At 72.3% G+C, this 23092-nt stretch carries 21 protein-coding genes; 9 read left to right on the plus strand and 12 right to left on the minus strand.

Going from position 1 to position 23092, the window contains the following annotated elements:
• Positions 1 to 14: 14 nt before the first annotated feature.
• Positions 15 to 2177: an MMPL family transporter gene (locus AL2_RS10925; protein ID WP_067632696.1), complete on the minus strand. Its 2163-nt coding sequence runs from the start codon at positions 2175 to 2177 to the stop codon at positions 15 to 17.
• Between the two features lie 153 nt (positions 2178 to 2330).
• Here AL2_RS10925 and AL2_RS10930 point away from each other — a divergent pair, with 153 nt between their 5' ends.
• Positions 2331 to 3479 carry a cystathionine gamma-synthase gene (locus tag AL2_RS10930; protein ID WP_067632698.1) on the plus strand — a complete coding sequence of 383 codons (1149 nt, stop codon included), beginning with the start codon at positions 2331 to 2333 and terminating at the stop codon, positions 3477 to 3479.
• Positions 3480 to 3559: 80 nt separating this feature from the next.
• On the plus strand, positions 3560 to 4708 hold the full coding sequence (locus AL2_RS10935) for an alpha/beta hydrolase fold domain-containing protein (protein WP_245666540.1): 1149 nt from the start codon (positions 3560 to 3562) through the stop codon (positions 4706 to 4708).
• Positions 4709 to 4735: 27 nt separating this feature from the next.
• Here AL2_RS10935 and AL2_RS10940 read toward each other — a convergent pair whose 3' ends face one another.
• From AL2_RS10940 to AL2_RS10950, 3 genes are read right to left on the minus strand one after another with little or no spacing between them, the layout of a single operon-like run.
• Positions 4736 to 5329, minus strand: a complete 594-nt coding sequence (locus AL2_RS10940) for a hypothetical protein (protein ID WP_067632700.1) — start codon at positions 5327 to 5329, stop codon at positions 4736 to 4738.
• Between the two features lie 10 nt (positions 5330 to 5339).
• Complete coding sequence (locus tag AL2_RS10945) at positions 5340 to 7403, minus strand: vWA domain-containing protein (protein ID WP_067632701.1); 2064 nt, start codon at positions 7401 to 7403, stop codon at positions 5340 to 5342.
• Between the two features lie 38 nt (positions 7404 to 7441).
• Positions 7442 to 8878 (minus strand): sigma 54-interacting transcriptional regulator, encoded by a 1437-nt coding sequence (locus tag AL2_RS10950; RefSeq protein WP_067632703.1) that lies wholly within the window; start codon positions 8876 to 8878, stop codon positions 7442 to 7444.
• Positions 8879 to 9034: 156 nt separating this feature from the next.
• Between AL2_RS10950 and AL2_RS10955 the strand changes: the two genes are divergently transcribed.
• The 3 genes from AL2_RS10955 to ilvA are packed head-to-tail and all read left to right on the plus strand — an operon-like array spanning position 9035 to position 12497.
• On the plus strand, positions 9035 to 10264 hold the full coding sequence (locus tag AL2_RS10955; protein WP_067632705.1) for an FIST signal transduction protein: 1230 nt from the start codon (positions 9035 to 9037) through the stop codon (positions 10262 to 10264).
• The gene (locus AL2_RS10960) at positions 10261 to 11247 is read left to right on the plus strand and encodes an ROK family protein (RefSeq protein WP_067632707.1); all 987 of its coding nucleotides are present in this window, start codon (positions 10261 to 10263) and stop codon (positions 11245 to 11247) included. Before AL2_RS10955 ends, AL2_RS10960 begins: the two co-directional genes overlap by 4 nt.
• A 26-nt stretch (positions 11248 to 11273) precedes the next feature.
• Entirely contained in the window at positions 11274 to 12497 is a 1224-nt protein-coding gene (ilvA, locus tag AL2_RS10965) for a threonine ammonia-lyase (RefSeq protein ID WP_067632709.1), read from the plus strand.
• Positions 12498 to 12532: 35 nt separating this feature from the next.
• Here the strand turns inward: ilvA and AL2_RS10970 are convergent, their stop codons facing one another.
• From AL2_RS10970 to hppD, 5 genes are all read right to left on the minus strand, one after another.
• Positions 12533 to 13957, minus strand: a complete 1425-nt coding sequence (locus AL2_RS10970; protein WP_067632712.1) for a M1 family metallopeptidase — start codon at positions 13955 to 13957, stop codon at positions 12533 to 12535.
• Between the two features lie 140 nt (positions 13958 to 14097).
• Positions 14098 to 15666 carry a M1 family metallopeptidase gene (locus AL2_RS10975; protein WP_067632714.1) on the minus strand — a complete coding sequence of 523 codons (1569 nt, stop codon included), beginning with the start codon at positions 15664 to 15666 and terminating at the stop codon, positions 14098 to 14100.
• 66 nt (positions 15667 to 15732) lie between these two features.
• Positions 15733 to 16509, minus strand: coding sequence for an RDD family protein (locus tag AL2_RS10980; protein WP_067632715.1), 777 nt, complete (start codon positions 16507 to 16509; stop codon positions 15733 to 15735).
• 76 nt (positions 16510 to 16585) lie between these two features.
• A complete protein-coding gene (locus tag AL2_RS10985; RefSeq protein WP_067632717.1) occupies positions 16586 to 17443 on the minus strand; it encodes an RDD family protein in 858 nt (285 codons plus the stop codon).
• 130 nt (positions 17444 to 17573) lie between these two features.
• On the minus strand, positions 17574 to 18662 hold the full coding sequence (gene hppD, locus AL2_RS10990) for a 4-hydroxyphenylpyruvate dioxygenase (protein WP_067632719.1): 1089 nt from the start codon (positions 18660 to 18662) through the stop codon (positions 17574 to 17576).
• A gap of 128 nt (positions 18663 to 18790) precedes the next feature.
• Between hppD and AL2_RS10995 the strand changes: the two genes are divergently transcribed.
• A complete protein-coding gene (locus AL2_RS10995) occupies positions 18791 to 19270 on the plus strand; it encodes an Lrp/AsnC family transcriptional regulator (RefSeq protein WP_157438095.1) in 480 nt (159 codons plus the stop codon).
• A 110-nt stretch (positions 19271 to 19380) separates the two neighbouring features.
• On the opposite strand, the gene greA is transcribed toward AL2_RS10995, so the two are convergent.
• On the minus strand, positions 19381 to 19881 hold the full coding sequence (gene greA, locus AL2_RS11000; protein ID WP_067632721.1) for a transcription elongation factor GreA: 501 nt from the start codon (positions 19879 to 19881) through the stop codon (positions 19381 to 19383).
• 197 nt (positions 19882 to 20078) lie between these two features.
• Positions 20079 to 20462 (minus strand): DUF4307 domain-containing protein, encoded by a 384-nt coding sequence (locus tag AL2_RS11005; protein WP_067632723.1) that lies wholly within the window; start codon positions 20460 to 20462, stop codon positions 20079 to 20081.
• Positions 20463 to 20640: 178 nt separating this feature from the next.
• On the opposite strand from AL2_RS11005, the gene mca reads away from it, so the two are divergent.
• Genes mca through AL2_RS11020 form a run of 3 tightly spaced genes read left to right on the plus strand, consistent with a single transcriptional unit; the run spans position 20641 to position 22560 of the window.
• Positions 20641 to 21504 (plus strand): mycothiol conjugate amidase Mca, encoded by an 864-nt coding sequence (mca, locus tag AL2_RS11010; RefSeq protein WP_067633075.1) that lies wholly within the window; start codon positions 20641 to 20643, stop codon positions 21502 to 21504.
• Positions 21504 to 21734, plus strand: a complete 231-nt coding sequence (locus tag AL2_RS11015) for a hypothetical protein (RefSeq protein WP_067632725.1) — start codon at positions 21504 to 21506, stop codon at positions 21732 to 21734. The genes mca and AL2_RS11015 overlap by 1 nt, the downstream gene beginning before the upstream one ends.
• 43 nt (positions 21735 to 21777) lie before the next feature.
• Entirely contained in the window at positions 21778 to 22560 is a 783-nt protein-coding gene (locus AL2_RS11020; RefSeq protein ID WP_067632727.1) for a tetratricopeptide repeat protein, read from the plus strand.
• Here the strand turns inward: AL2_RS11020 and AL2_RS11025 are convergent.
• Complete coding sequence (locus tag AL2_RS11025; protein WP_157438096.1) at positions 22557 to 23036, minus strand: pyridoxamine 5'-phosphate oxidase family protein; 480 nt, start codon at positions 23034 to 23036, stop codon at positions 22557 to 22559. The genes AL2_RS11020 and AL2_RS11025 overlap by 4 nt on opposite strands.
• Positions 23037 to 23092: the final 56 nt, after the last annotated feature.

Genomic DNA, 23092 nt, shown 5'->3' on the forward strand with positions numbered 1-23092 from the left:
CGTTCAGGGGGCTCCTACTGGCGGAACCCGGACGGGACGTAGTCCTCCCGCGTGTCGGCGGGACGGGCCGGCTTCTTCTCCGGTTCGTCGCCGTGCCCCGGCCACCAGGCCCGGTGGCCCAGCAGCGCGGTGATGCCCGGCACCAGGAACATCGACATCACGAAGGCCGACAGCGCGATGCCGATCGCGACGGAGAAGCCCATCTGCTTGAGCATGGACACCGGCGCGAGCATCATCACCGAGAACGTGCCGGCCAGGATGAGGCCCGCCGCGGCGACGGTCGGGCCGCCGTGGTGGACGGCCAGGGACGCCGCCTCCCGCGGGGAGTGCCCCTCCTTCGCCTCCTCGCGCAGCCGCGCGGTCATCAGGATGTTGTAGTCGGTCCCGATGGCCAGCACGAACAGGTAGAGGATGATCGGCAACTGGAAGGTGACGCCCGCTTCGCCCATCCCGCCCTGGAAGACGTACACCGCGGAGCCGAGCGTCGCGGCGAAGCCCAGCAGGACGGACACGACCAGGTAGATCGGGGCGACGACCGACCGCAGCAGCAGGGCCAGGATCAACGCGATCAGCACCGCCGCCACCGGCAGGATCACCGACAGGTCGCGGTTGTTGACGGCGTTGATGTCGGCGAAGATCGCCGTCGAGCCGCCGACGTAGGCGCGGGTGCCCTCCGGCGCCGCCTTGTGCACGGCCGGCGCCAGGTCGTCCTTGACGAGGCTGATCGCCTCGTTGGACGCGGGGTTCTCCTTCAGGATCAGGTCGACCCGGGCGACGGCCTTGTCCTGGCCGTGGACGGGCTGCTGCACCGCGCCGACGCCCGGCGCGGTCTTGGCGGCCTGGCTGAAGGACGCGAGCTGCTGGTCGGTGATCGGCTGCCCGCCGTCGGACTTGATGAACACCTGCACCGGGGTGGTCAGGCCGGGCGGGAAGCCCTTCTCCATGTCCTTGGTCGCCTGCGCGGACTCGGTGTCCTGCGGGAAGCCGGCGGCGAAGTCGTAGTCGGCCTTGAACCCGAGGGCGCCGAGCGCCAGCACGACCAGGACGAGGCCGGACGCGGCGGCGGCGACCGCCGGACGCTTGCCGACGCCGCGGCCGATGGCCTGGGAGATGGTGCCCTTCGGCTGCTTCTTCCACGCCTTGGACGGCCAGAACACGGCGGTGCCGAGCAGCGACACCAGCGCGGGGATCAGCGTCAGCGAGGTGATGCCCATCACGACGACGGCGATGGCGAGGGACGGTCCCCAGGCGCTGAACACCCCGAACGTCGCGAGCAGCAGCACCAGGAACGTGACGGCGATGGCGGCGGCGGCCGAGGAGATGACCTCGCCGACCCGCTCCACCGCGGTGATCATCGCGGTCTTCTTGTCGTCGCCGGCCCGCAGCCGCTCCCGGAACCGGAACATCAGGAACAGGTAGTAGTCCGCGCCGATGCCGAAGAGCACGATCAGGATGATGGTGCTGAGACTGTCGTCGCCGGAGAAGCCGAAGATCTTCGAGGCGACGCCGATCAGGCCCATCGCGACCTGCATCGTCACCGTGATGACGACGATCGGCAGCACCGCCGCCAGCGGGGCCCGGAAGATCAGCAGGATCAGGCCGATGATCAGCACGAGGGTGGCGATGCCGACGATCTCGAAGGACTTGTTGAAGGAGTCCTCGTTGTCGACGAAGTTCGCGACGTCGCCGCCGACCTTGGCCTCCAGCCCGCTGCCCTTGAGCAGGCCGGGCAGGTCCTTGCGGATCTCCTTGACCGCGTCGCCCTGCTTCTCGTTGTCGGCCATCGAGGTGCCCTGCATCGGCACCATGATCACCTGGACGGCCTTGTTCGGCGCGATGGCCTGCGGGCCGGTCGCGAAGGCCAGCACGGTCGGCGGCTTGTCGGCGCTCAGGGACTTGGCGGCCTCGGCCACCTTCGCGCTGTCCTGGGCCGTCAGCGGCTGCTTGTCCGACCGCTTCACGACGATCAGCGAGGAGGTGTCCTCCTGCTGCGGGAACGCCTTCTCGGCGATCTTCATCGCCTGGACCGACTCGTACTTGGAGGGCAGGAAGTCCCCCTGGTCGGACTCGGTGGTGAGCTTGGGGGAGAAGGCGATGATCACGATCGCGGCCACGAGCCAGGCCACGATCGTCCACCACGGGTGTCTCACGACGAAGCGCGCGAGCCGAGCGAACATGGGGCTTCCTTAATCAAGGTCGTTGGGATACCTCTAAAACGGTAGAGATCATGTGGGCCCTTGGGGTCACCCCCAGCGCCGAAATAGGGGCTGATACCTGCGGGGGAGCGCCTCCTCCTCTAGGAGGGGCGAGCGGTGGATAGCCTCGTACCCATGGACAACGAGGTTCAGCACGGCTTCGAGACCCTGGCGATCCACGCCGGACAGGAGCCCGACCCAACCACCGGAGCGGTCGTCCCGCCGATCTACCAGGTCTCCACCTACAAGCAGGACGGCATCGGCGGCCTGCGGGGCGGCTACGAGTACTCCCGGTCGGCCAACCCGACGCGTACTGCGCTCGAAGTATGCCTGGCGGAGATAGAGAGCGGCACGCGCGGCCTGGCGTTCGCCTCCGGGCTCGCCGCGGAGGACGCGCTGCTGCGGACGGTCTGCCGGCCGGGGGATCACGTCATCATCCCGAACGACGCGTACGGCGGCACCTACCGGCTGTTCGCGAAGGTCGCCGAGCCGTGGGGCGTCACGTTCGACCCGGTGCCGCTCGGCGACATCGCCGCGGTGCGGGCCGCGGTCCGTCCCGACACGAAGATCATCTGGGTGGAGACGCCGACCAACCCGCTGCTCGGCATCGCCGACATCGCCGCGCTGGCGGCGGTCGCGCACGACGCGGGCGCGCTCCTCGCCGTCGACAACACCTTCGCCTCGCCGTACCTGCAGCGCCCGCTGGAGCTCGGCGCGGACGCGGTCGTCCACTCGACCACCAAGTACATCGGCGGGCACTCCGACGTCGTCGGCGGCGCGCTCATCGTGTCGGACGCGGACCTCGGCGAGCGGCTGGCGTTCCACCAGAACGCGATGGGCGCCGTCGCCGGGCCGTTCGACGCCTGGCTCACGCTGCGCGGGATCAAGACGCTCGGCGTGCGGATGGACCGGCACTGCGCGAACGCGGAGCGGATCGTGGAGATGCTGGAGCGGCACCCGGCCGTCCGGCAGGTCCTCTACCCGGGGCTGCCCGGCCACCCCGGCCACGACGTCGCCGCCAAGCAGATGCGGGCGTTCGGCGGCATGGTCTCGTTCCGGCTGGAGTCGGAGGAGGCCGCCATCGCCGTCTGCGAGCGGACGAAGCTGTTCACGCTCGGCGAGTCGCTCGGCGGCGTCGAGTCGCTGATCGAGCACCCGGGCCGGATGACGCACGCCTCGGCCGCCGGATCCCCGCTGGAGGTGCCCTCCGACCTGGTGCGACTGTCCGTCGGGATCGAGGACGCCACCGACCTGCGGCGCGACCTCGAGCAGGCGCTCGGCTGAGAGCTACCTGACGATTCCCGCCCCGGCTTGATCAAAACATCTATACTCAGCGCGCCAGGTTCGTAAAGGAGGGGCCCCGGGTGCGCAAAGTACTGGTGTGTGGGGCGGCGTTCGCCGCCACGTGTGTCTCCGCCGTCGCGATCCCCGGAGGAGCGCACGCGAACACCCCCGCGCCGACGCCGTCCGCCACCGTCCCGTCGGTGCCGCCGGCGGGCGAGTCCGGTCCGGCCGGCCCGTCCGGCGGCCCGGAGACGCCCGGAGCGGAGTCGCCGTCGGCGTCGTCCACGACCCTCCCCGAGAACGGGCAGGGCGCACCGGACGGGGAGCCCGACGGCACCGTCACGGCGCAGGCGGTCATGGTCACGCCGGAGCTGCCGAAGTTCCGCACCTACGCCTACGGCAAGGCCGCCGCGCAGAAGATCGACGCGTACTGGCGCGACGGCGGGCCCCGGGCCACGCCGCGCCCGGTCGTGCTGATCCTGCACGGCGGCTACTGGCTGCAGGGCGACAAGGGCGGCGGCTGGAAGTACTTCGCGCGGCGGCTGACCGAGGAGGGGTTCGTCGTCATGTCGGCGAACTACCGGCTCGCGCCCAAGGCGCACTGGCCGGCGCAGCGGGACGACTCGCTGGCCGCGCTCGCCTTCATCAAGAAGTACGCCCAGGTGTGGAACGCCGACGCGAACCGGGTCGCCGTGGTCGGCTCCTCGGCCGGCGGGCAGCTCGCCACCCAGCTCGGCACGCTCGGCACGGGCACCCGGCAGGTCCGCGGCGTGGTCGCGCTGTCGCCGCCCAACAACCCGTACCTCGCCTACCAGGACGGCGCGAACGCCGGTGCCACGCCCAGCCAGCGCAAGCTGCGGCGGGCCGTGGTCGACCTCATGCACTGCGTGCCCGGCGCCCGGACCGAGCCGGCCCCCGACGCGGGGACCGGTACCGGTACCGACACCGGCACCGGCGAGGACTGCTGGCCCCGGCTGGACGACGCCAGCACCATCACGCACGTCTCGCCTGGGGACGCGCCGATGCTGCTCATGCACGCCACCGGCGACTTCGTCCCGGTCGCCCAGAGCACCGGGCTGGCGGGCGCGCTGCGCGCCGCGGGCGTCCAGACGACGGTCAAGACGGTCGAGGGGCAGATGCACGCCGCACAGCTGCTGAGCGACGAGAACACCTACCCGACGATCGTGAGCTGGCTGAAGAGCCACCTGAAGCCGGGGTCGGGCGAGTAGCGGCGGTCGAGTAGCGGCGGTCGCGGCTCAGCCGTTCCAGACCATCAGCACCAGGATCACCAGCCAGAGCAGCGCGATGACGCCGGAGAGCGCGGCCAGCCGGCCGCGCTCCACGGCCGCGATCTCGCCGCCCCCGGCGGTGGCCGTGGCCCCGTCGGTCTTCCCGGCGGCCCCGCCGGTCTTCTCCGCGGCCCGCCCGCCGGGCTCCCCGTCGCCGGGCCCCTCCCCGCCGTCCGCCGCCTCGCCGGCGTCCGGGCGGACCGGCACCGCGGGCACCGCCGTCCGCGCCTCCTCGGCCGCCGCGAGCTCCAGCAGGTGCACGGCCTTCCGCTGGTCGCGCTCGACGATCAGCAGCAGCACCAGCGCGACGATGAACAGGGTCATCGACACCGTCAGCCACGCCTGCGCGAAGTTCCCCTCGGCGAGCCCCAGCCCGAACAGGAAGATGCCCAGCGTCGCGAGGCCGTAGACGCGGGTGGTCCAGTGGAGGAAGCGGACCACGGCCACGTTCCGCTTGCGGATGTACCGGGGGGAGGACATGGTCGCGGCGGTCAGCGGTCCCAGCGTGAAGATCGCGAAGCCGATGTGCAGGATCAGCAGGATGCGATCGGAAGTCGACATGCCGCCGACCCTAGCCCCTCCGGCCCCGGCGCACGCGGAGGTAGTCGCTGACGACGTACTCGCCGAGCCGCTCGGCGTCCGGCGCGAAGACGCGGCCGCCGTTGCGCTGCGCGACCTCCTCCACGAACGACACGAGCCGCCGGTCGTCGGCCAGCATGAAGAAGTTCATGCAGGCGCCGCGCCGCGTCATCTTGTCGACCTCGGCGAGGGTGAGGACGAGCGTCTCGGTGGACGGCGGGTAGTCGAACAGCGAGCGGCCGTCCGGGCGCAGGTGCGCGGTCGGCTCCCCGTCGGTGACGACGAGCACGATCGGCTCGAAGTCGGGGTGCCGGTCGAGGTGCCGTCCGGCGATCATCAGCGCGTGGTGCAGGTTGGTGCCCTGCACCATGTCCCAGTCGAGCCCGGCCATCTCCTCGGGGTGCAGGACCCGCGCGTAGTTGGAGAACCCGATGATCTGGATCGCGTCCTGCGGGAACTTGCTGGTCACGAGCGTGTGCAGGGCGAGCGTGGTCTGCTTGGCGACCGCCCACGTCCCGCGCAGCACCATCGAGTACGACAGGTCGACCAGCAGGCAGACGGCCGCGCCGGTGCGCCGCTCCGTCTCGTGCACCTCGAAGTCGTCCACGCCCAGTTTCACACCGGCGGGTTTCAGCCCGGCGGGTTCCGCGCCGGCGCCGGTCCGCGCGACGTCCGCGGTGCCCGGCTCGACGGCCTGCGCGGCCACCGGTCGCGTCGCGAGGCCGGGGCCGGACTCCATGGCGCTGCGGCGGATCGCGTTGCTCACCGTCCGGACGACGTCGAGGGGCTGCTCGTCGCCGAACCGCCACTCCCGGCTGGCCCCGGTCAGCTCGCCCGCCTGGCCCGCGTCGCGCTGGTCGTGGTCGCCCTGCCGGCCGGACGTGAGCTGGGAGAACACCCGGCGCAGCGCGGTCTCGCCGAGCCGCCGCACCGCCTTCGGGGTCAGTTCCAGCTTGCCGCGGTTGCGGCGCAGGTAGCCCTGCCGCTCCAGTTCCTTCTCGATGCGGCGCAGCGCGTCCAGGTCGTCGACGGCCTGCCGGCCGAGCGCCCGCCGGACGGCGTCCTCGTCGATGTCGTCGAGCCGCGCGCCGGGGTAGTCCTGCCCGAGCGCCGCCTCCAGCTCGCTCAGGTCGGCCAACTCCGCGAGCGCGGTGGTGGCGTCGCCCATGCCGAGCGGGTCGTCGCCCGTCATCTGCTCGGGCCGGCCCCAGCCGAGATCGGGACGGCGCGCCCGCAGCGCGTCGCCGAGCCGCGTCATCTCCATGGCGAGGCCCGCGTCCTGCATGGCCTGCTCCATCAGCCCGCCCAGCTCGGCGCGCTGCTCGGGGCTGAGCGAGGCGAGCAGCCGGTCCATCGCCGCGGCGCGGCGGGCCAGCGAGTCGACGAGCTCTTCGAGGTTCTGCGGATCGTCGGGGAACATGTCCCCGTACTGCTCCATGAACCGGTCGAAGTCCTCCTGGGTGTGCTCGCCGCGGGCGTCGCGCTCCAGCATGTGGTTGAGCGCGGCCATCATGTCCTTGACCCGCTCCATGGCGGCCGGGTCCTGGTTCTCCAAAGCCTGCTTCATGCCCTGGAACTGAGCGTCGAGGACCTCGCGGCGCAGCAGGTCCTTCAGCTGCTCGAACGTGCGGCGGGCCGCGTCGGACCGCCAGTCGTAGTCCGACAGCCGGCGGATCGCCTGCGAGGTGTCGGACGGCAGCGTGTCCAGCTCGGCCTCGCGCAGCCGCGCCTCGTCGCCCGGATCGGGGAACAGCTCGGCCCGCTCCTGCCCGATCGCCGTGTCGAGCAGCGCGCGCGCCTGCTCCAGGGTGCCGTCGAGGCGGCCCCGGTCGCGCAGCGCGCGGCGCCGCTCCCGCACCTGGCGCAGCATGTCGTCCAGCCCGCGCCGGTCCCGCGCGCCGGGCAGGCCGCGCCGCAGCAGCTCGCGCAGCGCGTCGTCGGGGCGGGTGCCGTCCAGCACCGCGTCGCCCATCGCGTCGAGGGCGTCGCGGACGTCGTAGGGCGGGGCGAGCGGGTCGGGCCCGTCCTCGTAGGCCCCGTAGCGATACCGGCTCATCGAAGCTCCTTACGCGTGGAGACCTCAGGTCCGGACGGTCACGTCCGGTAGGTGGCCGTCCCGTCGGACCGGCCCTCGGTGACGTCCTTCGACAGCCGGCGGGTGAGGAACAGGCCCTCCAGGGCGAACTCCAGCGCGGCCGCGGCCTGCCCGGGGGACTCCCCGCTCAGCCCGAGCCGCTCCATGAGCTTGGCGAGGCCGGGGACCTGGCCGATGCGGCGCAGCAGCTCGTTCGCCGCCACCAGCTCGCCCGACTCGACCCGCTCGCCGGAGTCGAACTTGTCGAGCAGCCCGGTCAGGTCGGCGGCGCCCAGCGTCCGCCGGTAGGTCTCGGCGATCGCGCGGCGCAGCAGGTGCTCCAGCACCTCCTGCTCGCGGCCCTCCTCGCTGACCTCGAACTCGACCTTGCCCATCAGCGACGGCACGACCGCGGACAGGTCGCAGACCCGCGCGACGGCGTGCTCCTCGCCGGTGAGCGCGGCACGGCGCACCGCGCCCGCCGCGACGGTCTCCGCGCCCGCGAGCGCGAACCGCGCCGACACGCCGGACCGGGCGTCCACCGCCGTCGACTCCCGGACGAGGCGGGTGAACCGCCCGATCACCTCGATCAGGTGGTCGGGCACCTCGGCGGGCAGCCCGGCGAGGTCGGCGAACTCGGCCTCCTGCCGGATCAGCGCCAGCTCGGCGTCCAGTTCGAGGGGGTAGTGGGTGCGGATCTCCGCGCCGAAGCGGTCCTTCAGCGGGGTGATGATGCGGCCGCGGTTGGTGTAGTCCTCGGGGTTGGCGGACGCGATGAGCAGCACGTCCAGCGGCAGCCGCAGCGCGTAGCCGCGGATCTGCACGTCCCGCTCCTCCAGCACGTTGAGCAGCGCCACCTGGATCCGCTCGGCGAGGTCGGGCAGCTCGTTGATGGAGAAGATGCCGCGGTTGGTGCGCGGGACGAGCCCGAAGTGCACGGTCTCCGGGTCGCCGAGCGTGCGGCCCTCGGCCACCTTGATCGGGTCGACGTCGCCGATGAGGTCGCCGACGCTGGTGTCGGGGGTGGCGAGCTTCTCCCCGTACCGCTCGTCGCGGTGCAGCCACCCGACCGGCAGGTCGTCGCCCAGTTCGGCGGCGAGCCGGCGGCAGCGCACGCACACCGGCGCGTACGGATGGTCGTTGATCTCGCAGCCGGCGACCACGGGGGTCCACTCGTCCAGCAGCCCGCCCAGGGTGCGGATGAGCCGCGTCTTGCCCTGGCCGCGCTCGCCCAGCAGCACCAGGTCGTGCCCGGCGAGCAGGGCGCGCTCGAGGTGGGGGAGGACGGTGTCGTCGAACCCGAGGATGCCGGGGAACCGGGGTTCTCCGGACCGCAGCCGGTCGAGCAGGTTGCGCCGTATCTCGGCCTTCACGGAAAGCTGGACGTGGCCGCCGGCGCGCAGCTCGCCCACTGTTGTCCCAGAGGGGAGAGTTTCACGGGGTGTGGATGGACGCACGCGACCGACACTACGTCGCCGGTCCGCGGAATCGCACCCTCGGTTCCCGGATTCGTCCGCTTGGCCGGTCTCGCCGATGTTTGGGTGGAGAGCCCGGAGCGGGGGAGACTGGAGGTGTGAACGGAGCCGGTGAACACAGTGAGGGAGGCGGCGCCGATGGCGCGATTCGGTGATGGCCTGGCCCTCGGACCCGACCTGTCCAGCGCGGCCGCGTCGGCGGTCGAGCAGGCGCTCGCCCCGCTGAGCGCGGCGCCCGACCTGGTGTGCGTGTTCGTCACGGGCGACGACCCGGACGAGATCGAGGCGGCGGCCCTGGCCGCGGAGCGGGCGGCGGGGCCCGCGATGCTGCTCGGCTGCAGCGCGTCCGGGGTGATCGGCGCCGGGCGCGGGGTGGAGGAGCGCGGCGCGGTCAGCGCGTGGGCGGCGGTGCTGCCGGGTGCGCGGCTCGACGCGTTCCGGCTGGAGACCCTCAAGGCCGACGACCGCCTCGTCGTGGTCGGCATGCCGGAGGGGCAGGACGACGACGTGGTCGGCGTGCTGCTGGCCGACCCGTACAGCTTCCCCGTGGACGCCTTCGTGGAGCGCTCCGACGAGGCGCTTCCCGGGCTGCCGCTGGTCGGCGGCCTCGCCGAGAGCAGCGGCCCCGGTGGCGGGCCCGGCGGCGGCGGGCTCGGCGAGGACGGGCCCGGTGAGATCGGACGGGGCGACGCGCGGCTGTTCGTCGGCGGCGACGTCTACCGGGACGGCGCGGTCGGCGTGGTGATCGGCGGGCCGGTGGCCGCCGCCACCGTGGTCAGCCAGGGCGCCCGCCCGATCGGGCCCGACATGGTGGTGACGAAGGCGGAGGAGAACGTCCTCTACGAGCTGGCGGGCGTCCCCGCGCTGGAGAAGCTGGAGCAGATCGTCCTCGGGCTGCCGGAGGAGGAGCAGGAGCTCGCCGGGCGCGGGCTGCTGATCGGCGTCGCGATGGACGAGTACGCCGACGAGCACGAGCACGGCGACTTCCTCGTCCGCGGGGTGGTGGGCGCCGACACCGACAGCGGGGCCATCGCGATCGGCGACGTCGTGGACGTGGGCCGCACCGTCCGGTTCCAGGTCCGGGACGCGGGCGCCGCCGAGGAGGACCTCGCCGCGCTGCTCGAGCGGTTCGACCTGGCGCCGGTCGAGGGCGCGCTGCTGTTCTCCTGCAACGGGCGCGGCCAGGCGATGTTCCCCGACTCCGACCATGACGCGAAGGTCCTGGACCGCGCGTTCGGCCCGGCCGGGGTGGGCGGGTTCTTCGCCGCCGGCGAGATCGGGCCGGTCTCGGGCCGCAACCACGTGCACGGCTTCACCGCGTCCATCCTCGCGTTCGGCCGCGCGGACGGCGCGGGGGGCCTCGTTTGAGCGCCGCGCCCGCCCGCGCGAACGGCCCCGTCCTCGCGAACGCCCCGGTCCTCGCGATCGACATCGGCGGGACGAAGCTCGCCGCCGCGCTCGTCGAACCGGACGGACGCGTCGCCGCCCACGACCGCGCCCCCACCCCGAACGGGCCGGGCGTGGACGGCGAGGAGCTGTGGCGGGCGCTGGACGCGCTGCTCGGCAAGCTCCTCGCCGACGCAGGCGACCCGTCCCTCGCGGGCGTCGGCGCGGGCTGCGGCGGGCCGATGACGTGGCCCGCCGCCGAGGTGTCCCCGCTGAACATCCCGGCGTGGCGCGGCTTCCCGCTGCGGGAGCGGCTCCGCGCCCGCCATCCGGGCCTGCCCGTCCGCATCCACAACGACGCGATCTGCGTGGCGGTGGGGGAGCACTGGCTCGGCGCCGGACGCGGGCACGGCAACGTCCTCGGCATGGTCGTGTCCACGGGCGTCGGCGGCGGGCTGATCCTCGGCGGGCACCTCGTCAACGGCGCCAGCGGCAACGCCGGGCACATCGGGCACGTCGTCGTCGAGCCGGACGGGCCGCCGTGCGCCTGCGGCGGGCGCGGCTGCCTGGAGGCGATCGCGCGCGGCCCGGGACTGGTCGCGTGGGCGCAGCAGCAGGGCTGGCGGCCCGGCGGAACCGACGTCACGGGCGTGGAGCTGGCGGCCGACGCGCGGCGCGGCGACCCCGTCGCCGGGTCCGCGATGCGGCGCGCCGGGCGCGCCCTCGGCATCGCGATCGCGTCCGCGACGCACCTGTGCGACCTGGAGGTCGCCGCGATCGGCGGCGGGCTCTCCCAGGCCGGCCCGCTGCTGTTCGAGCCGATGGAGGCGGCGTTCCGGGCGCACGCCCGGATGGACTTCGCGCGCCGCGCCCGGATCGTCCCGGCGGCGCTCGGCCAGACCGCCGGGCTCGTCGGCGCCGCCGCCCTGGTCCACGCCCAAGATCGTTACTGGAGTGCGGGCTGAGGGCCGCGGGGTGCGAAGATCGGACCATGACCTCCGTCAGCGTCGACGATGTCCGGGCCGCCCGCGAGCTGCTCCGCGCGGTGGCCGTTCCCACCCCCCTGCTCCCCTCCCGGGTCCTGTCCGAGCAGCTCGGCGGGCCCGTCCTGCTGAAGTGCGAGAACCTGCAGCGCACCGGATCGTTCAAGATCCGCGGCGCGTACGTGCGGATCTTCCGGCTGAGCGAGGCCGAGCGGGCCGGCGGCGTCGTCGCGGCCAGCGCCGGCAACCACGCCCAGGGCGTCGCGCTCGCCGCGTCCATGCTCGGCTGCAAGGCCACCGTGTTCATGCCGGTCGGCGCTCCGCTCCCCAAGATCGCCGCGACCCGCGGCTACGGCGCCGAGGTCGTGTTCCCCGGCCCGACCGTCGACGACTGCCTCATCGCCGCGCAGCGGTACGCCGACGAGTGCGGCGCCGTGTTCATCCACCCGTTCGACCACCCCGACGTCGCCGCCGGGCAGGGGACGATCGGGCTGGAGATCATGGAGCAGTGCCCGGACGCCCGGACGATCGTGGCGCCGGTGGGCGGCGGCGGCCTGCTGTCCGGCATCGCGGCGGCGGCCAAGGGCGCGGCGAAGGAGGCCGGCGGCCGGGACATCAAGATCCTCGGCGCGCAGGCCAAGCGCGCGGCGGCGTTCCCGCCCTCGCTGGCGGCCGGCAAGCCCGTGCAGGTCGAGCTGGAGCCGACCATGGCGGACGGGATCGCCGTCGGCCGTCCCGGCGACCTCACCTACGCCATGTTCACCGAGCTCGTGGACGCCGTCGTGACGGTGTCCGAGGAGTCCATCTCGCAGGCGCTGCTGCTCTGCCTCGAACGCGCCAAGCAGGTCGTCGAGCCCGCCGGGGCCGCCGGGGTCGCGGCCCTGCTGGAGCATGCGTACGCGGTCGAGCCGCCCGTGGTGGTGGTGCTGTCCGGCGGCAACATCGACCCGCTGCTGCTGTCGAAGGTGCTGCGGCACGGCCTCGCCGGCGCCGGGCGGTACCTCGTCGTCCGCTGCCGGCTGAAGGACCGCCCCGGCGCGCTGGTGACCCTGCTGGGCGAGCTCGCCGAGCTGGGCGTCAACGTCCTGGACGTGATGCACGAGCGCGTCGCGGCCCGCCTCCACGTCGAGGAGGCCGAGGTCCTCATGCACCTGGAGACGCGAGGGGCCGACCACTCCGAAGACGTGATCGGCCGCCTGCGCGAGAAGGGCTACACCCTCACCTTGAGCTGACCCTGCGTTCTTGCACGGTCAGCGTTCTTGCACGGTCAGAGGGACGGCTTGCCCTCCGAGTAGAGCCACGCCTTGGCCCAGGCGTCGAGGTTCTTGTGGGAGAGGCGCTCGGCGAACCGGACGAAGTCCGCGGTGGAGGCGTTCCCGTACCGGTGGTCGGCGGGCCACGCCTTCAGCAGCCGGTAGAAGTCCTTGTCGCCGATGGTCGTGCGCAGGACGTGGATCGCCATCGACCCGCGGTCGTAGACGAGCCCGTCGAAGATGTGGTCGCGGCCCGGGTCGGCGACCTTGCCCTTCCACAGGGAGTCGTCCGCCGGGGTCGCGTACACGTCGTCGAAGCTCTTCTGGACGGGCGTGCCGTTCGTGTGCTCGGCCCACAGCCATTCGGAGTACGTCGCGAAGCCCTCGTTCAGCCAGATGTCGGACCACTTCGCCGGGGACACCGCGTCCCCGAACCACTGGTGGCCCAGCTCGTGCGCGAGCAGGCCGCCGCTCGGGATGGCGCCCGGCCGCCGGCCCAGGTCGTAGACGGGACGCCCCTGCGTCTCCAGCGCGTAGCCGACGCCGGCCTTGACCACGATCCCGCCCGTGGAGGTGAACGGGTAGCGGCCGAAGACGGACGCCTCGAAGTCGGTGACCTCGGCGGTCTGGTCGTGGAACTTCTTCGCGTCGTCCGGCTTGACGGCCATCGCGTGGTCGGTGGCGGTCAGGTTCGGGATGCCCGCGCCCGTCCGTCCCTTCAGGACGTCGTACTTGCCGATCGCGACCATGGCGAGTTCGCTGGCCATCGGGTTGCGGACGTCCCAGCGGGTGGTCGTCCAGCCGTGCTTGGACCAGGTGCCGCGCGGGTCGCCGTTGGCGAGCGTGGTGAGGTCCTTGGGCGCCGACAGCGTGAACGTGTACGTCGCCTTGTCGGTCGGGTGGTCGTTCACCGGGTAGACGGTCGCGGCGCCGAACGGCTGGTTGAGCATGACCGCGCCGTCGGCCGTCGGGATCCAGCCGGACGTGCCCAGCGTCGCGTCGTCGATCGTCTGCGGCACGCCCGAGTACGCGACCGTCACCGTGAAGTGCCGGTGCTTGCGCAGCCCCTTGCGCGGCGTGATGACGAGCTCCTGGGCGCCGGTCCGCGTGAAGGACGCCTTGTGCCCGTCCACCCGCAGCGAGGAGATCGTCAGCGGGCCGAGGAAGTCCAGGTCGAACCGGGACAGGTTCTGCGTCGCCGTCGCCTTGATCTTGGTGACGGCCTGGATCCCCTTGGTGGCGGGGTCGTACTTCAGGCCGATGTCGTAGTGGGCGACGTCGTAGCCGCCGTTGCCCATGTCGGGGAAGTAGGGGTCGCCGGCGCCGGGAGCGCCGGGGGTGAACCGCGCGGTGGCGGCGCCGGCGGGCGCGGCGGTCACCGCGAGGCTCGCGGCGACGCCCAGCGACACGGCGGCCAGGGCTCGTGGAGTTCTGCTCATCGACCTCGTCCTCGGTTACCTAGGTAAGCCGTCACAACCGTGATCAAGACTTTCTCGTCATCCGGGGCCGTGCAAGCGCGATTTGGTCTCGAATTCGCTCGGACGAGGCGATTCTGTGGCCGGATCCGGCATCCGGCCGGTTACTTCGCCGGACGGCCCTTCTGGTACAGCCAGTCGTCGAAGAACGCGTCGAGGCTCTTGCCGGACACCTTGTTCGCCAGCGCGATGAACTGCTCCGTCGTCCCGCTGGAGTGCGCGCGCTCCTTCGTCCACGCCTGCAGGATCTTGTAGAAGGTGTCCTCGCCGACCCGCTTGCGGAGCGCCACCAGCGTCATGCCGCCCCGGTCGTACACCGAGCGGCCGAACATCTGCTTGCGCCCCGGGTTGCCGGGCGGGACGTTCCACAGCTCGCCGCCGCCCCCCTCGTACGCCTGGTCGAAGTGCCCCTGGACGGTCTCGCCGCCGGTCTTCTCGTCCCACAGCCACTCGGCGTAGGTGGCGAAGCCCTCGTTGAGCCAGATGTCCTGCCAGCGGGTCACGCTGACGCTGTCGCCGAACCACTGGTGGGCCAGCTCGTGCGCGACGATGGTCGGCTGCAGGCCGAACGCCCCGTACACCGGGCGGGTCTGCGCCTCCAGCGCGAAGCCGACGTCGGCGTTGTCGATCAGCCCTCCGGTGGAGGAGAACGGGTAGGGGCCGAACAGCCTCGTCCACTCCTCGGTGATGTCGCCGTTCAGCTTGTGGAACTGGTCGAGGTTCACGCCGGGCAGCGTCGGGTCGACCGCGGTGATGTTCGGGATCCCGCTCGCCGTCTTGCTCGTCCGCACCCCGAACCGGCCGACGTCGACGGTCGCCAGGTAGGTGGCCATCGGGTCCTTGACGCGCCACTTCGACGTCGTCATGGCGCGCTGAACCTTGCCGTGCCAGGCGACGGGCTCGACGCCGGGACCGCCGGTGCCGGGGCCGCCGGTCGGCGGCGCGCCCGGCAGGCCCGGCGTCCCGCCCGTCCCCTCCAGCGGCGTCTCGGGCTCCCCGTTGGCGATCACCGTGAGGCCCTCCGGGACGGTGATCTCGAAGTCGAACGTGGCCTTGTCGCTCGGATGGTCGTTGCTCGGGAACCAGGTGTGCGCGCCGCTCGGCTGGCACGCCACGAACACGCCGTCGGGCGTGCGGATCCAGCCGTAGGTGCCGAGCACCGGGTCCGACACCGGCTTCGGGGTCCCCGAGTACTTGATCACCGTGGTGAACTTCGCCCCCTTCCGCAGGGGCTCGGCCGGGGTGACCTCCAGCTCGCCGCCGCCGCGCTGCTGCCGCGCGGGCGCCCCGTCCACCTTGATGGACGCGACGTCGAGGCCGGTCAGGTCGAGGTTGAAGCGGGCGAGACGCTCGGTCGCGGTCGCGTTGATCGTCGCGGTGCCGTCGAGCTGCTTCGCACCGTCCGGAGTGATGGTGAGCTTCAGCCCGTAGTGCTGGACGTCGTAGCCGCCGTTGCCGTCGCCCGGCACGTAGTCGTCGCCGGCGGTCGTCGGGCCCGCCGGCCCGGTCGCCGCGCCCTTCGGCGATCCGCTGGGTCCGCCCGGGTCGTCGTCGCCGAACGGGACCTGGCAGGCTGCGGTCAGCGACCCCGCGACGGCGAGGGCGGCCAGCCCCGCGGCACCGCGGACGGCACGTGACCCTTGCGGGCGGGGACTGGGGGTGTTTCCGGCCATATGCACCCGCCCAGCCTGCCCGTACCACCGCCCGCCGGGCAACTCAGCCGGCGGCGCGCGCCCCCGTCAGCGCGACTCGTACGGGTTGGGGAGGCCGGGGTCGGCCTTGACGACGATCGTGTGCGCCACCTTGCAGTGGAGGGCCTGCTTACGCGGGTCGAACAGGATCCACAGGATGTCGATGAAGCCGATGCAGCCGCAGATGCCGCCGAGGACGCTGTAGAACGCCGAACGTCCCAGCGCCTGGCCGTTGCTGATGGCCTGCCCGTCCTCGTCCCGGACGACGCGGATCCCCAGCAGCATCTTGCCGAGCGTCTGCCCCCACCTGGCGTGCATCAGCCAGAAGTAGAGGAACGCGATGACGACGCTGACGGCGTTCGTCCCGACCTGGGCGCCGTTGTAGAACGACGTGCCGGGCTCCGGGTTGAAGACCCGGTCCCAGTTGATGAACGGGATCGAGATGAGGCCCGCCGCGATCCCGACGATGATGAGGTCGAGGATGCCGGCGGCGAGCCGCGCCCACCTGCCGGCGAGTTCGGTCCGCGGGCCGCCGTAGCCGCCCGCGCCGTACCCGGGGACGTTCCCATATCCGGGCTGGGCGCCGTGGGGCGCCTGCCCGTACGGCTGCTCTCCGTACGGGTGCTCTCCGTACGGGTGCTCTCCGTACGGGGGTTGCCCGCCTTGGGGCTGCTGCTGCTGCCCGTGGGACTGCTCGCCGTACCGGGGCAGGCCGCCGTACGGCCCGCCTTCGTACGGTCCCGGCCGTCCGGGCTCCTCGTGGCCGTGCGGCCGGTTCTCCTCCGGCCCTCCCCCGGACGCGGGGTCTCTCGGCGGTTGCGTCATGTCGTCAGCGTGGCCGCGCCATCGCCGTCCAAACATCGCCGCGTCCGGGATCGTGTGAAATGTTCCCCGCTGCCGATCAAATCTTGCCGGGGCCGTCCGCCCCGTGCGGAGCGGGCGTCCGGGCGTACGGATTCGGCGTCCAGGGCGACGCCTTCATCACCACCGTCCCGGCGACCTTGTCGTGCACGGCCTGGCGCCGCTCGTCCCACAGGATCCAGGCAGTGTCGAGCAGGCCGAGCAACCCCAGGACGGCGCCGCCCGCGGAGACGAAGTTGATCGCGACCGTCACGAGCGCGATGGCGTAGACGAAGCCCTGCCGGGCGCACGCCTGCCCCCAGGTCACCGCGGACCGGTCGGACGCCTTCACCACCCGGATGCCGAACGCCTTCTTGCCGAGCGTCTGGCCGAACTTGGCGTGCAGGACGGTGAAGTACCCGAAGCCCAGCACGAAGACGACCGTGTACGAGATCAGCAGCACCGGGATGTTGTACATGTCCAGCGGGTTGCTGATCGGCTCACCGGACTCCAGGGACTCCTGCATCTTGTCCCAGCGGATGGAGGCCAGCGCCGCCGGGACGGCCGCGATGCTGAGGACGGCGCTGTCCAGGATGCCCGCGCCGAGCCGGGCGAGGCGTCCGGCCGGACCGTCCTGGGGGCCGCCGGGCATGCCGTAGCCGGGCAGCGGCGGCGCCTTGGGCAGCGGCTGCCCGTAGCCCGGCCCGCCCGGTCCGGGCAGGCCGCCCGCCGGGGGAGGAACGGCGGGCCCGGGCTGGGAGCCGTACGTCCCCTGGTAGGGCGGCGGACGCTCGGAGGAGGGGGACGAGGGGGACGAGGCGGACGAGTCGGATGAGGGGGACGCCTCGGCGCCGGGCCCGGGATCCGGGTTCGCCGGGTCGCCGTCGGAGGGCCGGGGGTTCTGAGGGGGTTCGCTCATGCCCCCACAGTGTGCCCGTTACCGGCCACGAACAGGTCACCGGCACAGCACCCGGCCCCGGACGCGGTGCGGCGTCCGGGGCCGGGTCCCCCGAGTCCTGGGCCGGGTCCCCCGAGTCCTGGGCGGCGGGTCACAGGTTGCCGCGGCGCTCCTGCTCGCGCTCGATCGCCTCGAACAGGGCCTTGAAGTTGCCCTTGCCGAAGCCCAGCGAGCCGTGCCGCTCGATCAGCTCGAAGAACACGGTCGGACGGTCCTGGACGGGCTTGGTGAAGATCTGCAGCAGGTAGCCGTCCTCGTCGCGGTCGACCAGGATCCGGCGCTTCTGCAGCTCCTCGATCGGCACCCGCACCTCGCCGATGCGCTCGCGCAGCTCGGCGTCCTCGTAGTAGGAGGCGGGGGTGTCGAGGAACTCGACGCCCGCGGCGCGCATCCGGTCGACCGACGCCAGGATGTCGCCCGTGGCGAGCGCGATGTGCTGCACGCCCGGCCCGCCGTAGAACTCCAGGTACTCGTCGATCTGCGACTTGCGCCTGCTCTCCGCGGGCTCGTTCAGCGGGAACTTCACCTTGCGGGTGCCGTCCGCGACGACCTTGGACATCAGCGCCGAGTACTCGGTCGCGATGTCGTCGCCGATGAACTCCGCCATGTCGGTGAAGCCCATGACGCGGTGGTAGAAGTCGGCCCACTCGTCCATGCGCTCGACGTTGCCGACGCAGTGGTCGATCGCCTGGAAGTACCGGTCGCCCGGCTCCACGACCGGGTCGGCGGGCGCGAACCCCGGCAGGTAGGGGCCGGTGTAGTTCGAGCGGTCGACCAGGGAGTGCCGCGTGTCGCCGTAGGTGGCGATCGCCGCGATGGTCACCTTGCCGTGCTCGTCCTCCAGGACGTGCGGCTCCTCCAGGCCCGTCGCGCCCTTCGCGAGCGCGTGCCGGTAGGCGTGCTCCACGTCCGGGACCTCGATCGCGAGGTCGACGACCCCGTCGCCGTGCTCGGCGATGTGCCGGCCGATCCCGGTGCCCGCCTTCACCGGGCCGCGGAACACGAACCGGGCGCCGCCCGACTCCAGCACGTGCACCGCCTCGTCGGGGCTGCCGTTCTCGGGCCCCCGGTAGGCGACCCGGCGCATCCCGAACGCGGTCGAGTAGTAGTGGGCGGCCTGTTTGGCGTTGCCGACGGCGAAGACGACGGCGTCCATACCCTTGACCGGAAACTCATCCATGCCCACTAATCTCGGCGTACGGCCGCAAGGTGCGCAACAGTGGCGTGAATCGCTGGGCAAATTGTACGGTGAACTCTGGTACCGACCGGTATTCCTGTACATCGTGACCACGGTCACGCGGAGGTGTCGTGGCGATCGACGAGCTGGACGCCCGGCTGATCGAGATGTTCACCGCCGAACCGCGCGTCGGCGTGCTGGAGGCGTCCCGCCGGCTCGGCGTCGCGCGCGGCACCGTCCAGGCGCGGCTCGACCGGCTCGCCCGGGACGGCGTCGTGGCCGGCTTCGGCCCGGAGATCGACCCGGCCGCGCTCGGCTACGGCGTGACCGCGTTCGTCACCCTGCAGCTGCGCCAGGCCGGCGGGCACGACCCGGTCGCCGCGCGCCTCGCCCAGGTCCCCGAGGTGATCGAGGCGCACACGATCACCGGCCCCGGCGACATGCTGTGCCGCATCGTCGCCCGCAGCAACACCGACCTGCAGCGCGTCATCGACGTGATCGTGGACGTGGCGGGCGTCGAACGGGCCTCTTCGGTGATCTCCCTGGCCACCCAGATCCCCTACCGCACCCTTCCCCTGGTGCGCGCCGCCGCCGGGGGCGAAGAACAATGAACGGTGCCCTTGCGGCTCCGCTGCCCGGGGGCACCGGAGCCGCAAGGGCACCGTGAAGAAGCACTGCTCCCGCCTCGGGCCGCTGTACCAGGGCCGGAGGACGGGAAGGGTCAGGCGCCTCCGTAGGGGGTCGCGTCGAGGACCTCCACCGTCATGGAGCGGCCGTTGGGGAGGTTGTAGGTGGCCTTCTCGCCGACCTTCTTGCCGTCGATCGCGGACCCGAGGGGCGACTTCGGCGAGTAGACGTCGATGGGCGCGCCGACCTCCTCGCGGGAGGCGAGCAGGAAGGTGACCTCCTCGTCGTCCCCCTCGAAGGACACCGTGACGGTCATGCCGGGGCCGACGACCCCCTCCGTGCGCGGAGCCTCCCCGACGCGCGCGTTCTCCAGGATGCCCTGGAGCTGGAGGATCCGGCCCTCGATCTTGCCCTGTTCCTCCTTGGCCGCGTGGTAGCCGCCGTTCTCGCGCAGGTCGCCCTCCTCCCGCGCCGCCTCGATCTTCTGAGCGATCTCGATGCGGCCCGGGCCCGACAGGTGGTCCAGCTCAGACTTGAGCCGGTCGTACGCCTCCTGGGTGAGCCAGGTGACGTTGTCAGCGCGGGTCTCGGTCACGGGTACTCCTCATCCACATGTTGCGATCCTCACCCGCCCACGCGGGTGGGTGTCACATCGACATGAAGGCGGCCGGGTGAAACCTCTAGCCTATCCGGTGTGTGCGGGTAAAGGTTCCCTGAACTCGGCGTCCGCAATCCGCCAACGCTGGTCCGGCGTTCACCGGACGTAGCGTCCGGCCGGCCGGTCCAGTCCGCTCACGCCGTCCGGCAGTCGCGGATCCGGGCTCCGGTCGCCCGCCGCGGCGTCGCCAGCGTCTCCGTGCCCTCGATGCCGGACTTCCCGGCCGGAACGGAGACCTCCTTCTCCGCCAGGATCACGAAGTCGGCGTCGAAGGCGTCCACCGTGCAGCGGACCTCGTCGTCCTTCCCCTTGGCGACCGTGTAGTTGATCGTCACCGCGGTGTCGGTGATGTCGTAGGAGACGGTCTGCGGGACGATCCCCGGAGTCTGCCCGGCATGCGCGGCGAGAATCCCCATGCCCGCCGCGACCAGTGCCGCCAGCAGACCGGCGACCACCATCCCGGCCCGGCTCCGCCGGGGCTCGGCCGGCGTCGCTGGTTTCGGCACGCTCGTCGTCATGGCTGGGAATCTCCGTGCGGTGTGCGGACGTTGTCAGGGACAATTCTCGTCTGTGCCGGCGCGTGCCTCGAACCGGGGGGCGCCAAGAAGAGTCCCGAGAGGAAGATCCGTGTCCGAGGTCATCGACGGTACGACGCTCGACCGGCCGTGCGAGGGCGGCGCCGGCCCGCTGCGGCTCATGGCGGTGCACGCCCACCCCGACGACGAGTCCAGCAAGGGTGCGGCCACGATGGCCAAGTACGTCGCGGACGGCGTCGAGGTCCTCGTCGTCACCTGCACCGGCGGGGAGCGCGGCGACATCCTGAACCCCGCGATGGACCGGCCGGAGATCAAGGCCGACATCGGCAAGGTCCGCGAGGAGGAGATGGCGCGGGCCCGCGAGATCCTCGGCGTCGGGCAGCGCTGGCTCGGCTTCGTCGACTCCGGCTTCCCGGAGGGCGACCCGCCGCCGCCGCTGCCGGAGGGCTGCTTCGCGCTGGAGCCGCTGGAGACCGCGTCCGAGCCGCTGGTGCGCGCCGTCCGCGACTTCCGCCCGCACGTGATGCTCACCTATGACGAGAACGGCGGCTACCCCCACCCCGACCACGTGAAGTGCCACGAGGTGTCGGTGGAGGCGTTCGAGGCCGCGGGCGACCCGGAGCGCTATCCCGGCGCGGGCGAGCCGTGGCAGCCGCTCAAGCTCTACTACCACATGACCTTCAGCAAGGACCGCGTCCTCGCGCTCCACACCGCGATGGAGAGCGCCGGCCTGGAGTCGCCCTACGGCGACTGGATGAAGCGCTTCGAGGACGAGGGCGACAGGCGCGCCAAGTGGGACATCACCACCCGCGTCCCCTGCGCCGACCACTTCGAGACCAGGGACCGCGCCCTCCTCGCCCACGCCACCCAGATCGACCCCAACGGGTTCTGGTTCGTCGTCCCGATGGACATCCAGCGTGAGGCATGGCCGACCGAGGACTACCATTTGGCCAGGTCCCTCGTCGACACCGAGGTGCCGGAGGACGATCTGTTCGCCGGCATCCGGGAGAAGGTGTGTCTCTAATGCCTCCCCTCTACGCCATGCCGCTGAACGACGACACGGTCACTCCCGGCGTCCTCGGCTTCGTGGTCTTCCTCGCCCTCGCGGCCGCGACGGTCTTCCTGATCCGCTCGATGGGCAAGCAGATGAAGAAGATCCAGGCGCCCAGCGAGGAGGACCTGAAGCAGCGGGAGTGGGAACGCGCCCAGGACGCGAAGAGCGCCGCGGCGAACGGCCCCGCCGACGACGCCTGAGCCGTCCGGTTCGATCGGGTCGCGGCCGGGGAGGACCCTCGTCGTGCGCGCGAACTTCGAGGACGCCTACCGGGAGCTCGCCCCGGCGGCGGCCCGGCTGCTCAGGCTGCTGAGCCTGCCGCCCGGCGGCGAGATCGGGTCCGCGGCGGCCGCCGCCCTGGCGGACGTGCCGGAGCCCGAGGCCCGCGAGCTGCTGGCGGCGCTTGCCGCGCGCGGGCTCGTCAGCGCGTCCGGCGACCGGTTCCGGCTGCCCGGCGACGTCCGCGACGAGGCGCGCGAGCGGGCCGGCCGGGACGAGGGTGAGGCCGCGCTCCGCCGCCTCCTCGACCACGCCCTCACCCCGGCGACCGCCGGGGACGCCCCCCAGGCCACGGCCCTCCTCGACCGCGAACGCCGGGCGGAGGCCGCCGACGTCATGGCGGAACGACTCGGCGAGGCGGAGGAAGGCGGCGATCCGCACGCGATCCTGCGGGCCCGTTACGACCTCGCCCGCGCCCTCATCGGGACGGGCGACCTGGACCGCGCCATCGAACTGCTCGGCCCGCTCCCGGAGGAGTTCGCCGCCCTCCCGGAACCGGACCACCACGGCCGTGCCCGCGCGCTGACCGCCCTGGGCGAGGCGTACCTGCGCGCGCACCGCCCGGTCGCGGCCACCAACTTCTTCGGCCAGGCGCTGGAGATCCTGCGCAGGCACGGCACGCCGGACGAGCAGGCGGCCATGTTCGTCCACATAGCCGACGCGGCCCACCGGAGAGCCGACCACGCCGCCGAGACGGCGGCCCTGATCCGCGCCACCGACCTGGTCCGGGAGGACGGTCCCGGCTAGAGGGCCTTGCGGTGGTCCCAGCTGACGACGCGGTCGGGGTCCATGAGGATGAGGACGCGCTTGGCGATGGCCTGCTCGATGCCCTCGGCGATGACCGGGTCGATGGGCTCGCCGATCTCGGGGACGGGCAGGCCCGCCATGCGGGAGCCGACGACCATGCCGACCTTGCTGCGGGGCTTGGGGTCCTCGATGACGAGGCCGCGGCCGTAGAGGGCGACGCCGCGCAGCTCGCTGTACTCGACGCCGTCCTCGACCAGGCAGGTCATGGTGGGGTTGCGGCGCAGGTTCAGCACCTTCTGCGACGCCTTGTACGTGGTGAAGGCGATCTTGCCCTCGAACAGCGTGTAGAACATCGGGACGAGGTGCGGCTCGCCGTCCTTGCCGACGGTGGCGACCTGGACCTTGAAGTTGTCCGCGAGGTAGGACGCCACCTCGTCCGGGGTCATCTTGATCTTGTCGCGCTTGCTGCCGGCCAACGGGGCCTCCCTGGTTCGCCTGTATCGCGCACAGAATAACCAAGCGCTTGCCCGGC

Source organism: Actinomadura latina NBRC 106108 (assembly GCF_001552195.1).
GTDB lineage: Bacteria > Actinomycetota > Actinomycetes > Streptosporangiales > Streptosporangiaceae > Spirillospora > Spirillospora latina.